The organism is Variovorax defluvii, from assembly GCF_039541515.1.
Classification (GTDB): Bacteria; Pseudomonadota; Gammaproteobacteria; order Burkholderiales; family Burkholderiaceae_C; genus Variovorax; species Variovorax defluvii.
In genome coordinates, this window is sequence record NZ_BAABGJ010000075.1 from 1 (window position 1) to 12,228 (window position 12,228).

Genomic DNA, 12,228 nt, shown 5'->3' on the forward strand with positions numbered 1-12,228 from the left:
TGGCCTTGCCCAGACCCGTGGTGGAGCCGCCGCCGATGGCGATGGCGCAGTCGGCGCCAAGCCGGCGGGCCACCTCGCGCGCTTCGCGGGCGGTCTCGATGGGCACGTGCATGACGGCGCGGTCGAAGATGCCGGCGGCCTGCGGGCCGAGCAGCTCGACCACGCGCTCGGCCTGGGCGCGCTGCTCGGGGGTGCTGAGCACCAGGGCGCGCCGGGCACCCAGGGATCCGATCTCGCGGCCCAGCTGCGCCAGGCTGCCGGGGCCGAAGACCACGCGCTGCGGCTGGCTGGTGTAGGTGAAGGCGGTGACGGTCATGCGGCGGATGGTAGGCCGGCGGGGGCCGCGCAGCCGTGCAAAACAGTTTTCCGCCGCCGGCCCTGTGCGCAGCCCGGCCGCCGGTCCATAGTGTTGCGCTTCGGGCACGACGACACGGAAACAAGGAGCGGCAACGATGCGCAACCTCGACGAAGACACCATCACCCAGGCCGTGCTGGCCCGCCACACCGGCGCGCCTGATGCGCGGCTGCGCGAGATCATGACCAGCCTGGTGCAGCACCTGCATGCCTTCGCGCGCGATGTGCGGCTGACCGAGGCCGAGTGGTTCGAAGGCATCCGCTTCCTCACCGAGGTGGGCCACATGACCGACGACAAGCGGCAGGAGTTCATCCTGCTGTCGGACACGCTGGGCCTGTCGATGCTGGTGACGGCGCTGAACAACCGCAAGCCGCCCGAATGTACCGAATCCACCGTGTTCGGGCCTTTCCACGTCGAAGGCTCGCCCGAATATCCCCTGGGCGCCGACGTGGCCAACGGCGCACGCGGCGAACCCTGCTACGTGCGCGGCCGCGTGCTCTCGCGGGACGGCAGCCCGGTGCCGGGCGCCGAGCTTCAGGTCTGGCAGGCCGATGCCGACGGCTTCTACGACGTGCAGTACAAGGGCGAGCACGGCCACCGTGCCCGCGGCACGCTGCATGCGGATGCCGAGGGCCGCTTCCATTTCAAGTCGATCCGTGCCGAGGCCTATCCGATCCCGCACGACGGGCCGGTGGGCCGCATGCTCGATGCGCTGGGGCGCCATCCGTGGCGGCCGGCGCACCTGCATTTCATGATCACGGCGCCGGGCTTCGAGCGGCTGATCACGCACGTGTTCCGCAACGGCGACCAGTACCTGGATTCCGATGCCGTCTTCGGGGTGCGGCGTTCGCTGATCGCCGACTGGGTGGTGCATCCGCCCGGTCCCACGCCGGATGGCGGCCGCAGCGAGCAGCCCTTCTACACCCTGGATTTCGACTTCGTGCTGAACCCCCTGGCGCAGGACTGAACACGCGCAAGTTCGTCGGCGCCCAGATGCTCGCCTTCGAGAAATGGATCAATGAGGTAAGGCGCATGCGCTGAGGTCTTCCGCCTCCAGCAGGATGGGGAGGGACGGCGTCTCCCGATAGCGCTCCAAGGCCTTGGCCTCGATGAACTCGAAATGGGCTTCGCAGGCCGCGGTCAGGTCGATGTCCTCGGCGGCGGGAGCGTCTTCGAGGCCGCGCAAGGCGGCTTCCGAAATGTGCGCGGTGATGCGGGGCCCGTCCAGCCCATCGGGATAGATGGCGAACCGGATGGTGTGGGTGTCGACGCAGTGGATCGCTTCGCAGTTCATTGTGTTGCTCGTTGGTGTCTCGTTGGTCTCTCGTTGGTGAGGCCCCTTGCGGGCGGCCCCTTGCCAAGGTTCTGATCCTCTTCAGGGGCCTTCTTCAGGGGCCTGTCTCGGCGTTAGTTATTGAATGCCAAAGCACTACATTCGAAGCGCGGCATACTTCGCCACCTGGGGACAGAAACCGCCTACATGCCACCCGCGGGCCCGCCCGAGATGCAAGACCCTTTCAGACTGCAACGCTTCGTCGACGCGCAGGACGCCGTCATCGACGCGGTCCGCGCCGAGTTGCGCGCCGGCCGCAAGCGCACGCACTGGATGTGGTTCGTGTTCCCGCAGGTCGCGGGCCTGGGCCACAGCGCGATGGCGCAGCACTACGCGCTCGCCTCGCTGGCCGAGGCGCGGGACTACCTCGCCCATCCGGTCCTTGGCGTGCGGCTGCGCGAATGCAGCGCGCTGGTGCTGCAGGTGCAGGGGCGCACGGTCGGCGAGATCTTCGGCGCGCCCGATGACCTCAAGTTCTGCTCGTCCATGACCCTGTTCGACGCGGCCGATCCCGGCGAGGCGGTGTTCCGTGACTGCCTGCACAAGTACTTCGGCGGCCGGCGCGATCGCGCGACCTTGTCCCGGATCGAAGGCGGGCATGCGGGCTGAGCCGCTGGGGCGCTTTGCCGCGTGGCTGCTGGCCGGCCTGCTGGGCCTGCTGGCCGGCTGCGCGGGCCTGCCCAGCGAAGTCGTGCGCATGCCCTCGCAGGCCCTGCCCGCCACCGAGAGCACGCCGCTCGGTCGCATGGCCTGGGCCGGCGCACCGGATCGGGCGCAGAGCGGCTTCAGGCTGCTGCCGATGCCGGCCTGGTCCATGCACGCGCGCCTCGAACTGGCGCGCCGCGCACAGCGCAGCATCGACATCCAGTACTACCTGGTGCAGAACGACGAAACCGGCCGCTACCTGTTGCGCACCCTGCGCGATGCGGCCGAGCGCGGCGTGCGCGTGCGGGTGCTGATCGACGACCTCTACACGGCAGGCGCCGACCGCCTGCTGGTGGCCCTGGCCGCGCACCCCAACGTGGAGGTGCGGCTGTTCAATCCCTTCCCGGCCGGGCGCGAGCGGCTGGCCACGCGGCTGGCCGCATCGCTGCTGGACATCGATCGCATCCATCGCCGCATGCACAACAAGCTGTTCGTCGCGGACAACGCGATGGCGGTCGTCGGCGGGCGCAACATCGCCAACGAGTACTTCATGCGCGATGCCGGCTCGAACTTCATCGACCTCGACACGCTGGTCACGGGTGCGGCGGTGCCGCGCCTGTCCTCGCTGTTCGACATGTACTGGAACAGTCCCTTCGTCTATCCCGTCGAGTCGCTGGCCCCGCCGGATCTGGATGCGCGCGCGCTGCGGCAGCGTTTCGAGGAGATGACCATGGATGCCGCGATCTGGGCGCCGCAGACGCCCATCGAGCGGGACTTGCTGGGCTATCGCGCTTTGGGCGAGGACCTGGACGAGGGCACGCTGCAATTGATCTGGGCACGGGCCGAGGCCTATGCCGACACGCCGCACAAGGCCCTCGGCCCGCGCGAACTGCGGCCCAAGGTGGCGGCCGACGCACCCGAGGGCGTGCTCTTCAACGTCCGGCGCGTGGTGCGCGGGGCCGAGCGCGAGGCGCTGGTCACCACGCCCTACCTGATTCCCGGCCGCGGCGGCATGGAGTCGGTGCGGCTGCTGCGCAAGCGTGGCGTGCGCTTCACCCTGGTGACCAATTCGCTGGCTGCGACCGACGAGTCGCTGGTGCACCTGGGCTATCGCCGCTACCGGCCCCAACTGCTCGGGCTGGGCGTCCACCTGTACGAGCTGAGCCCCAAGCGCGTGGAGCAGACGCAGCGCTTCGGCGTGTTCGGCTCGGCCAGCGGGCGGCTGCACGGCAAGGCGGCGGTGGTGGACGGCAAGGTGGTGTTCCTCGGCTCGTTGAATTTCGATCCGCGTTCGGACCTGCACAACACCGAGCTGGGCCTGTTCATTCACAGTCCGCAGATCGCGGCCCAGCTCACCAGCCTGGTCGGCCTCATCACCATGGATGCGGCCTACCGCCTCCGACTGGGCCCGCACGGCGACGTCGAATGGGTGAGCCCCTCCACCGACGGTGCGCAGGACGTGGTGCTGCACGACGAGCCCGAGACCGATTTCGGCTCGCGGCTCAAGCTGGAGATCTTTTCGCCGCTGGTGCCCGAGAGCCTTCTCTAGTCCACTGAAACATTGAAATGAATGGTGAGGGCCGCCCGAGACGGATGCGATGCGATGCAAGGCGCAAAGCGCAGCGATACCGGTCGGTATCGCGAGCATTTGCAACGCCGCAGCGCGCCCGTATCGGGTGGACTGCACCAGTCGATTTCAGTGTTTCAGTGGACTAGCCCTGTACCCGGCGCCAGGCTTCGTAGAGGTCCTCGCCCTCCGGCCGCACGCGCAGGCCTTCGAGCTTCATCTCGCGCTGCTCGAGCGGTCGGGCGATCTCGACGTAGCCGCGTTCGGCCGACAGGTCGTAGGGCGCGCCGTCTTCGTTGGAGTAGGCGTAGTAGACCCTCTGCACGCCCGCGAGGTACATGGCCGTGAGGCACATCGGGCAGGGGTAGCCGCTGGCATACACGGTACTGCCGCTCAGGTCGGTGCTGCTCTGCGCACGGGCGGCGGCCCGGACGGCCTGCATCTCGGCATGGGCGGAGGGGTCGCACAGGGCGTCCACTTCGTTGACGGCGCGGGCCAGCACCTGGCCGTTGCGCACCAGCACGGCGCCGAAAGGCCAGGTCTTGCGCTCGCGCACGTTGTCCATGGCCAGGCGGATCGATTCCAGGAGGTACTTTTCGGTGTCTTTGTCTTGCGGGGTCATTCGTCGTCCAGGCGGTTGAAGAGATGGATCAGCGGCCTCAGGCTACTTGCGTCCGGTGTTGCGCGCAATGAGGGTGATGACGAGCACGGCGGCCAGCAGTTCGACGGCGGCGACCAGGTACAGGCCGGCGCTCACCTTGCCGGTGGCATTCTTGATCAGGCCCATCAGGTAGGGTGCGCCGAAGCCCGCCAGGTTGGAGATCACCTCGCCGCGATCATCTGCGCGGCACTACAACAAGGCCGGCCTGCTGGCGGAGCTGGCTTCCCGCACTGCGCGCGAGCCGGGACAGGATGTGGCCGAGGCCCTGCGCCAGATCGGCTTCATCAGCCGCGCACGGCTGGAGCGGCGCCTGCGCGCCTGAGACATCTTTGCCGTCGGGCGGCGGCGGTCAAGCCTTGCGTTTCTGTTCGCCCGGCCGGCGCCAGAAGACAGGGATGTCCTCCCGGGCGCACATGGCGCGCGCCTCCAGTTCGGAGAGTTCGACCACGGTGACCCCGCCGCCGTCCTGCGCATCGTCATCGCGAAGCGTGAGCGGCGCCGGCTGGCTGACATCGGGTAGATCGGGGCGCTTTTCACCTTTGCGGGCCGCGCCCTGGGAACGGAAAAATCGGAGCATTTGCATCCGAGTGTCCGGGCAATGCTTCGGCGGTCTGTCAGGACTCGTATCAGGCGAAGGCGGCCCGTGCGCGGCACTGCCTCGCGGGGCGGGTCGGGGCGGCGAACCCTTTGTTACGCGCTGTTGGAGAAAGGCGCCAGCGGGCCGGTCCGCAAATTTAAGGTTCCGTGAGTGTTTGCATAAGCAATTCTTAGCGGCGCGCGAATACGTTGATTTCTAGACTTCTTCACAGCAGGCCAACGCATGGTGCGGCGGCCGCTTCACTCCGAGAAGAAGGCTTTGACATGAACATCGATCCCCGCGAGTTGCGCCAGGTGGCGCAGGCCGCCGCTCCCCGCGTCGACCTCTATGCCGGCATCCACAAGGCGCTGCGCGCGCTGATGGCCGACACCCTTCTCAACCTCGGCCGCGCCGACACCGAGGACACTTTGGAACTGGCCGAGGCCACGCAGCGCGTGCTTCGGCTGCTCGACATGTGCCGTTCTCACCTGCGCCACGAAAACGAATTCGTGCACCGCGCGATGGAGGCGCGCGCTGCCGGCTCCAGCAGCCGTATCGAGCATGAGCACGAGCAGCACGAGGCCGAGATCGGCACACTCGCCGCGCAGGCCACCGCGCTGCTCGAGCCGGATCACACCGGACGCGATGCCGCCACCCTGGCGCTCTATCGCGGCCTGTCGCTCTTCATCGCGCACAACTTCGAGCACATGCACGTCGAAGAGACCGCGCACAACGCGGTGCTGTGGGCGCGCTACACCGACGCCGAGCTGATCGACATCCACAACGCCTTGGTCGCGTCGATCCCGCCCGAGGAGATGATGTTCATCCTGCGGTGGCTGGTGCCCTTCATGAACCCCGCCGAGCGCGCGGCGATGATGGCGGACATGCGTGCGCATGCGCCCGCGCCTGCTTTCGAAGCGGCGCTGGAGCTGGTGCGGCCGCACCTGAGCGCGCGCGAATGGCAGAAGCTGGGCGCCAGCCTGGGAATGGCGGCCTAGGCCGCGATCTCTTCCAGCACCACCGGCCTTTGGACCTTCAGCCGGAACCGCCCCCGCCCGGTCTTTTCGATGCAGATCTCGCTGCCGCTTTCCGCCAGGCGCCGCTGCAGCAGCACCAGCCGGGCTTCGAGGTTGTCCGACAGGTCCGGCAGCTTGAGCGCCGGGTCCAGGCGCAGCTCTCGGTTGGTGAATTCGTTGCGGCCCTGCCGCGTGTGTTCGCGCAGCAGCTTCCCCAGGATGGCGCCGGCCACGCCCTTGATCAGGTAGCGCTCGCCGATGAAGACGCTGTTGTTCGCCAGGTAGTGGCGCACCGCCAGGGGCGCGCCGCTGGCCGAGGGAGCGCTGGCCTCCACCGTCGCTTCCGGGCTTGCCGGCTCGGCCGCGGTCTGCAGAAGGTCGAGGGCGGCGCCCAGGTGGGCGGCGATGGCCACGAGGGCGTCCTCGTCCTCGAACCCGAAGCGCATGTCCTGCGGACTTTCGACGAAAAGCACGCCCAGCAGCCGGCCCGCCGACTGGATGGGCACGGCCAGTTGGCTGTGGGGCTCGGGCAGGCCCGGGTAGGGGATCTCGGTCTCGAGTTCCAGACCGGGCTGCGTCTCGCGCAGGCTGCTTCGCACCGCGTGGCTGTAGGCGGCGGCGCTGGTCATGTGGCTGATGCGCACCGGCGTCCGTTCGCGGGCGGCCGTGCCGATGACGCCGTGGCCCATCTCGATTTCCGAGCCCACGCCCGAGGTCGCGTAGCCGCTGCTGGCCACGGTGTACAGGCGCTGCGCGGCGGCGTCGAGCATGAGGATCATCGCGTGCCGGATGTCCAGGTGGTCGCTGAGCACCGCCAGTGCGGCCTGCAGCACTTCGTCGGTGGCGGCGCAGGCGGCCAGCCGTTCGGCGCAGCGGCGCACGGCGGCCAGCAGGGCGGGGCGCGGGGGTGCGGGCAGGTGCTCGCCTTCGAGCGCCTCGATCGCCTCGACCTCGTACACGTCGGACCCGCGCAGCCGGAACACGCCGGCCATGCCCGAGTGCGACGCGATCCCGGCGAGCTGGGCCTTCATGCTCTCGAACAACGGCCCCTCGGTCTCGGTGCGCAGATAGCGGATGTGCAGCCGGTGGAATGCGGCCGTGACCGGGTCCATCACCAGGACGGTGGCGTACGGGTTGGCCAGGATGTTCTGGCGCGTCTTGTTGAAGAACTGGAAGGACAGGGCGATGTGCCGCTCGTCCACGTAGCAGACCTGCGAGATGTAGGCGACGTTGGGCGTGCCGTCCTCGGCGCAGGTCGCCATCATTCCGGGAATCGCGCCTTCGAAGCAGGCGCGGATGGCGGACAGGGCGGGCGCGCTGCCGCTCATGCCGCGTTCAACGGGCTGCCCGCGCGGGGCCCGGGCGTCTGGTCGAAGGCCTGGGAAGGGCGCAAGCGGATGGCCACCATGTCCTCCAGCGTGCAGCCCAGCATGGCGCGGACGAAGCGGGCGTCGAAGCCGACGCAGGACACCTCGTATTCCATCGAGGCCAGGTAGCGGCGCAGCAGCGGACGGTCGCTTTCCGCCGCCGGGCGGAGCTCTTGCGCCCGGCCCTTGACCTGCACCGTGCGGTGGCTCAGCGGCTCGCTGAACACCACGGCCAGCTCGCCGGTCGCCGCCACGTCCTGCAGCAGCTGGCGCGACTGCGTGCGCGAGAGGAAGACCGTGATCTCCGCCCCATCGGGGCTGATGGCCGTGCCGACGGCCCGCATCAGGCTGGGCCGGTTCGCGGCGTTGCGGGAGGCCACGATGGCCGAGACACCTTTGTCGATCATCGCGACATGCTCGGGGCTCAGCAGCGGGGCTTGCGCAATCATGAAGAAAGGCGGAGAAACGGGCTGGGTGAAGACGCGATTGTGATTGAAGTCGGCCGCGGGCAGCTCGGTTCCGGACCGGCACCGCTCTTGCTAATGGAGGAGACATGAACATCACCTGCAGCACCACGCGCCGCGGCGCGCTCCAAGTCCTGGCGGCCGGCGCGGCGGCCCTGGCCCTGCCGGCCCGGGCCCAATGGCCCGACAAGCCGGTGAAGATCATCGTCACCTTCGCGGCCGGCGGCTCCAGCGACATCCTGGCGCGCGTGCTGGCCGAGCAGCTCACGCGCAAGCTGGGCCAGCCGGTGGTGGTGGACAACAAGCCGGGCGCCGGCGGCACCATCGGCGGCGCGCAGGTGGCGGCGGCGCCGGCCGACGGCTACACCCTGATGCTGTCGAACACCACGCCGATCGCGCTCGGGCCCTTTACGCTGGAAAAGCAGCCCTACGACCCGGTCGCGGCCTTCACCCACATCGCCTACCTGGGCTCCGCCCCCTTGGTGGTGATGGCAAGCAAGGGCTCCGGCATCAAGACCTTCGCCGACGTCGAAGCGAGGGCGCGCAAGGACGGCCGGCTGGACTTCGGCTCCGGCGGGCCGGGCTCGGTGGGCCATGTGCACGGCGAGCTGATCCGCAAGATCACCGGCGCGAATCTGGTGCACGTTCCGTACCGGGGTGGGGCGCCCATGACGACCGACCTGATCGCCAACGTGGTGCCGGTGGGCATCGACGTGATCACCGCCTACGTGCCCTTCTTCAAGAGCGGCCAGCTCGTGCCGCTGGCCGTGACCGGCACGGCGCGCTCGCCGCTCATGCCCGACGTGCCCACCGTGGCCGAGCTCGGTCAGCCCAGGCTGGTGTTCGAGAACTTCTTCGGCCTGAGCGGGCCGGCCAGGCTGCCGGCGGACCTGGTCACCCGGCTCAACGCCGCCTGCAACGAGGCGTTGGCCTTGCCCGAGGTGCAGAAGAAGCTGGTCGAGCTGGGCATCGTGAGCAAGCCCGGGACGCCGGCCCAGTTCGAAAGCTTCGTGAAGGAGCAGGTGGGGGTGCTGGGGCCGACGGTGAAGGCGGCGGGCATCAAGCTTTGATGCAGTGAAGCGGCGGTCTCAGTTTTCCAGCGTGAGCAGCGGCACGTCGCGCTCGACCGCCAACGCGTCGAGCTGCGCGCGCGTGCGGGTGCGCAGCCAGGCCGCCAGGGCTTCGCGGGTGGCGGGCTCCATCATGTCCCGCGCGCCCAGACCCGCGGCCTCGCAGAGGCGCGCGGCGAAGTGCGGCTCCAGCGCCGCCACCGCCACCCGGCCGTCGGCACAGGCATAGACGCGGTAGCCCGCGTGGGCGCCGCCCACGGCGCCCGCGGGCTGCGTGAGGCCCCAGGTGCGGGGCAGGCCCAGCCAGTCGGCGGCGGCATTGAGCGCGACTTCGAGGTAGATGCCGTTGCCGGGTGCCGAGCGGGTGCGCAGCAGGGCTTGCAGCACCGCCTCGCTCGCCAGCAGGGCGCCGCCCATGTCGGCGTAGAGAGTGGGGGGTAGCGCGGTGCCGGTGATCAGGCCGCTCTCTGCCAGGTAGGTGAGGTCGTGTCCCGGTTCCTCGGCGCGCGCGCCGGGTGCGCCGACGATCGCCACCTGCGACAGCGCGGGGTGGCGCGCATGCAGCGGCTCCCAGTCCAGGCCCAGCTTGGCCAACGCGGAAGGGCGGAAGGAGGTGAGCAGCACGTCGGTGCGCCCGAGCGTCTCGTGCAGTCGCGCCAGGCCGGCCTCGGTCTTCAGGTCGACCGTCTGCACCTCCACGCCTTCATGCAGCGCGGCATAGGCAGCGCGGTTGTAGTGGCCCATCGGGTCGCCGGCGGGCGGCTCGAACTTGAGGCAGCTGGCGCCCATCGCGCGGCAGCGCATCAGGGCCGCGGGGCCGGGCAGGTTGAGGGCCAGGCTCAGCACGCGCACGCCGGCCAGGGGTGCGAAGGCAGGGACGGCGGCAATGGAAGAAGCGGGCATCGGGTGTCTCCAGGGGCGCGACGGGCCGTGTCACCTTGGGAGCTTACCGGCTCGGCTCGCGCGATCTACGATGCGCCTGCACCCGTGCACCGATCCACCCACACCCAAGGAGACACTCATGTTCCAAAGCGACCTCATGGCCGGCCGGCGCATTCTCGTGACCGGCGGCGGCACCGGCCTCGGCAAGGCGATGGCCGAGCGTTTCCTCGGCCTGGGCGCGGACGTCGCGATCTGCGGCCGCCGCCAGTCGGTGGTGGAGGAGACGGCGGCGCAGTGGCGCACGCAATTCCCGGGACGCAAGGTCGACGCATTCGGCGTGGACATCCGCAACGCGCAGAGCGTGGAGGAGATGGTCGAAGCGCTCTGGCAAAGCGGCGGGCTGAGCGGCCTGATCAACAACGCGGCGGGCAACTTCGTCGCGCCGACCGAGAGCCTGTCCTCGCGCGCCTTCGACGCCATTGCGAACATCGTTTTCCACGGCACCTTCTACGTCACGCAGGCGGTGGGCAAGCGCTGGATCGCGGAGGCCAGGGCGGGCCAGTGGAAGCAGGGCGACCCGTACCGCAGCGTGATGAGCATCATCGTGACCTGGGTCGACAACGGCGGCCCCTACGTCGTGCCCTCGGCCATGAGCAAGGCCGGCGTGGAGGTGATGACCAAGTCGCTGGCCACCGAATGGGCGCGCTGGGGCATCCGTCTCAACGCGGTCGGGCCCGGCGAGATCCCGACCGAAGGCATGAGCAAGCGCCTCAACCCCGGCGAGGAGCCTGGCGCGCGCAGCAAGCTGCGCAACCCGATGGCCCGCGTCGGGCAGATGAGCGAGCTGCAGAACCTGGCCGCCTTCCTGATGGCGCCGGGCCAGTGCGACTGGCTGACGGGGCAGAGCATCATGATGGACGGCGGGCACGCGCTGGCGACCGGCGGCAACTTCTACGAACTGCGCGAGTGGACCGATGCGCAATGGCAGGAGGCGCGGGAGCGGATCGAGGCGCAGAACCAGAAGGACAAGGCGCAGCGCTGAGGGGCGCGGGCCTTGCCTGACGAGGGCGGGCTGTGCGCAGCGAGTCGAGAATCTGATGAATTCTGGCGACGCTGCGTAAAAGCGGATCTCTAACGATAGTGTGACGGCCGCCGCCGCTTGGCGGCACTGCAGGTTGATGGATATTTCGTCTGCCTGTGGCCGATCAGCACAATATCCTAGGGAAATTCCATGAATTCGATTTGCGCGAATGCACCGCGCGGGCAGCGTGCGCCTTGTTCACTCGGTGCTTGAGACCATGTCTTCAGTAAACGAGAGCATGGGTCAGGAGCCCCGCCTTGTGTCTTGCGCTGCCGCACAAAGCCCTGAACCAGCACCGGCAGTCGAAAACTCTTCGGCGCGAAAACGCGGCAGAGGCATAGCGATCGCCCTGATGGCGCTTGCTGTGATTGCCGTGATTTCCATGATCTTGGCAGGCGTCGGATTCTCCATTGGGGATTTGCTGCATGCGGTAATACCTTGACGGGGATGGGGTACCTGACTGAGGCCGATTTGCGCCTGTGGCTTGATGCCGCCACCCATTTGCCGCAATCACTGGATGATTTTTTGCCATGGCTTGAAGGACCCGTCAGGAAATTCTTTCCTTATCGGGGCCTGGTCTTCGGCCATGGCGAACTGGTTGCGGGCCAGCTGAAGGTGACGCACATGCTGGCGACGGGCCATGAAGAGGCCTATTTGAAGCAGCTGGCGACCACGTTCGAGTTGGAGCATCGTGGATCGCTCAAGTGGTGGTTTGCCACAAGACAGCCCTTCTGCATTGATCCAGTTTCCCCGCCCACGCATACAAGCGCATTCGAGCTGGAGGAAATCAAAAAATTCGGCCTCCGCAATGTGGCTGGTCATGGCGTGTTGAATCTCAAGGCGAATGGCGGGACTTATTTTGGCTTTTCGGGCGTGAAAGAGCCGATTTCCGGAATAGCGCTTGGAGGCATTGAGGTTGATGGCGCCTGTACTCAACGATCAACTGCTCACGCTTCTGGCTCATTCTCAGCAGAAGACCACCTGTCGCGTTGGATCGATGACGGCGACGGCGCGGACTGCCTGCATGGCCAGACCGGCGCCGATACGCTCACGGGCGGCGCCGGCAACGAAAACCTCTTTGGTGGCGGGCAGCCCGGCGACGATTGCGCTGTCAGCCGCTTTGGCGTTCCATGTACTAGCGCCATAGTTTCCTTGCCAGATCGCCGCGAGGTCGATGGCGCTCAGTTTGGCCGTGTACGTTGATGGTGAA

Annotated in this window: 15 protein-coding genes and 1 pseudogene; 8 read left to right on the top strand and 8 right to left on the bottom strand. The window is 68.2% G+C overall.

Annotation, left to right across the window (positions count from 1 at the left end):
• Window positions 1-316 (bottom strand): iron-containing alcohol dehydrogenase (locus tag ABEA07_RS20125; RefSeq protein ID WP_345540043.1); only part of this gene is annotated, 316 nt, incomplete at its 3' end.
• Window positions 317-452: 136 nt separating this feature from the next.
• Between ABEA07_RS20125 and ABEA07_RS20130 the strand changes: the two genes are divergently transcribed.
• Entirely contained in the window at window positions 453-1,322 is an 870-nt protein-coding gene (locus ABEA07_RS20130) for an intradiol ring-cleavage dioxygenase (RefSeq protein ID WP_345540045.1), read from the top strand.
• 48 nt (window positions 1,323-1,370) lie between these two features.
• On the opposite strand, the gene ABEA07_RS20135 is transcribed toward ABEA07_RS20130, so the two are convergent.
• Window positions 1,371-1,649, bottom strand: a complete 279-nt coding sequence (locus ABEA07_RS20135) for a hypothetical protein (protein ID WP_345540047.1) — start codon at window positions 1,647-1,649, stop codon at window positions 1,371-1,373.
• 210 nt (window positions 1,650-1,859) lie between these two features.
• Here ABEA07_RS20135 and ABEA07_RS20140 point away from each other — a divergent pair, with 210 nt between their 5' ends.
• Both ABEA07_RS20140 and ABEA07_RS20145 read left to right on the top strand, forming a co-directional pair.
• Window positions 1,860-2,297 carry a DUF1810 domain-containing protein gene (locus ABEA07_RS20140; RefSeq protein ID WP_345540134.1) on the top strand — a complete coding sequence of 146 codons (438 nt, stop codon included), beginning with the start codon at window positions 1,860-1,862 and terminating at the stop codon, window positions 2,295-2,297.
• Window positions 2,287-3,882, top strand: a complete 1,596-nt coding sequence (locus ABEA07_RS20145; RefSeq protein ID WP_345540049.1) for a phospholipase D family protein — start codon at window positions 2,287-2,289, stop codon at window positions 3,880-3,882. Before ABEA07_RS20140 ends, ABEA07_RS20145 begins: the two co-directional genes overlap by 11 nt.
• A 163-nt stretch (window positions 3,883-4,045) precedes the next feature.
• On the opposite strand, the gene ABEA07_RS20150 is transcribed toward ABEA07_RS20145, so the two are convergent.
• Window positions 4,046-4,522 carry a nucleoside deaminase gene (locus tag ABEA07_RS20150; protein ID WP_345540050.1) on the bottom strand — a complete coding sequence of 159 codons (477 nt, stop codon included), beginning with the start codon at window positions 4,520-4,522 and terminating at the stop codon, window positions 4,046-4,048.
• 42 nt (window positions 4,523-4,564) lie between these two features.
• Window positions 4,565-4,723, bottom strand: a pseudogene (locus tag ABEA07_RS20155) (MFS transporter); the annotation flags it as partial.
• On the opposite strand from ABEA07_RS20155, the gene ABEA07_RS20160 reads away from it, so the two are divergent.
• Window positions 4,716-4,883, top strand: coding sequence for a hypothetical protein (locus ABEA07_RS20160; protein ID WP_345540052.1), 168 nt, complete (start codon window positions 4,716-4,718; stop codon window positions 4,881-4,883). The pseudogene ABEA07_RS20155 and the gene ABEA07_RS20160 overlap by 8 nt on opposite strands.
• A 27-nt stretch (window positions 4,884-4,910) precedes the next feature.
• On the opposite strand, the gene ABEA07_RS20165 is transcribed toward ABEA07_RS20160, so the two are convergent.
• Window positions 4,911-5,144 (bottom strand): hypothetical protein, encoded by a 234-nt coding sequence (locus ABEA07_RS20165; RefSeq protein ID WP_345540053.1) that lies wholly within the window; start codon window positions 5,142-5,144, stop codon window positions 4,911-4,913.
• A gap of 278 nt (window positions 5,145-5,422) precedes the next feature.
• On the opposite strand from ABEA07_RS20165, the gene ABEA07_RS20170 reads away from it, so the two are divergent.
• Entirely contained in the window at window positions 5,423-6,136 is a 714-nt protein-coding gene (locus tag ABEA07_RS20170) for a hemerythrin domain-containing protein (protein WP_345540055.1), read from the top strand.
• Here ABEA07_RS20170 and ABEA07_RS20175 read toward each other — a convergent pair.
• Complete coding sequence (locus ABEA07_RS20175; RefSeq protein WP_345540056.1) at window positions 6,133-7,482, bottom strand: GAF domain-containing protein; 1,350 nt, start codon at window positions 7,480-7,482, stop codon at window positions 6,133-6,135. The genes ABEA07_RS20170 and ABEA07_RS20175 overlap by 4 nt on opposite strands.
• Window positions 7,479-7,970 (bottom strand): pyridoxamine 5'-phosphate oxidase family protein, encoded by a 492-nt coding sequence (locus ABEA07_RS20180; RefSeq protein WP_345540057.1) that lies wholly within the window; start codon window positions 7,968-7,970, stop codon window positions 7,479-7,481. The genes ABEA07_RS20175 and ABEA07_RS20180 overlap by 4 nt, the downstream gene beginning before the upstream one ends.
• Window positions 7,971-8,074: 104 nt before the next feature.
• On the opposite strand from ABEA07_RS20180, the gene ABEA07_RS20185 reads away from it, so the two are divergent.
• Entirely contained in the window at window positions 8,075-9,055 is a 981-nt protein-coding gene (locus tag ABEA07_RS20185; protein WP_345540058.1) for a Bug family tripartite tricarboxylate transporter substrate binding protein, read from the top strand.
• An 18-nt stretch (window positions 9,056-9,073) separates the two neighbouring features.
• Here ABEA07_RS20185 and ABEA07_RS20190 read toward each other — a convergent pair whose 3' ends face one another.
• The gene (locus ABEA07_RS20190; RefSeq protein ID WP_345540059.1) at window positions 9,074-9,958 is read right to left on the bottom strand and encodes a CoA transferase; all 885 of its coding nucleotides are present in this window, start codon (window positions 9,956-9,958) and stop codon (window positions 9,074-9,076) included.
• 118 nt (window positions 9,959-10,076) lie between these two features.
• On the opposite strand from ABEA07_RS20190, the gene ABEA07_RS20195 reads away from it, so the two are divergent.
• Both ABEA07_RS20195 and ABEA07_RS20200 read left to right on the top strand, forming a co-directional pair.
• Complete coding sequence (locus tag ABEA07_RS20195) at window positions 10,077-10,979, top strand: SDR family oxidoreductase (protein WP_345540061.1); 903 nt, start codon at window positions 10,077-10,079, stop codon at window positions 10,977-10,979.
• A gap of 486 nt (window positions 10,980-11,465) precedes the next feature.
• Window positions 11,466-12,221, top strand: a complete 756-nt coding sequence (locus ABEA07_RS20200; RefSeq protein ID WP_345540063.1) for a hypothetical protein — start codon at window positions 11,466-11,468, stop codon at window positions 12,219-12,221.
• Window positions 12,222-12,228 lie beyond the last annotated feature (7 nt).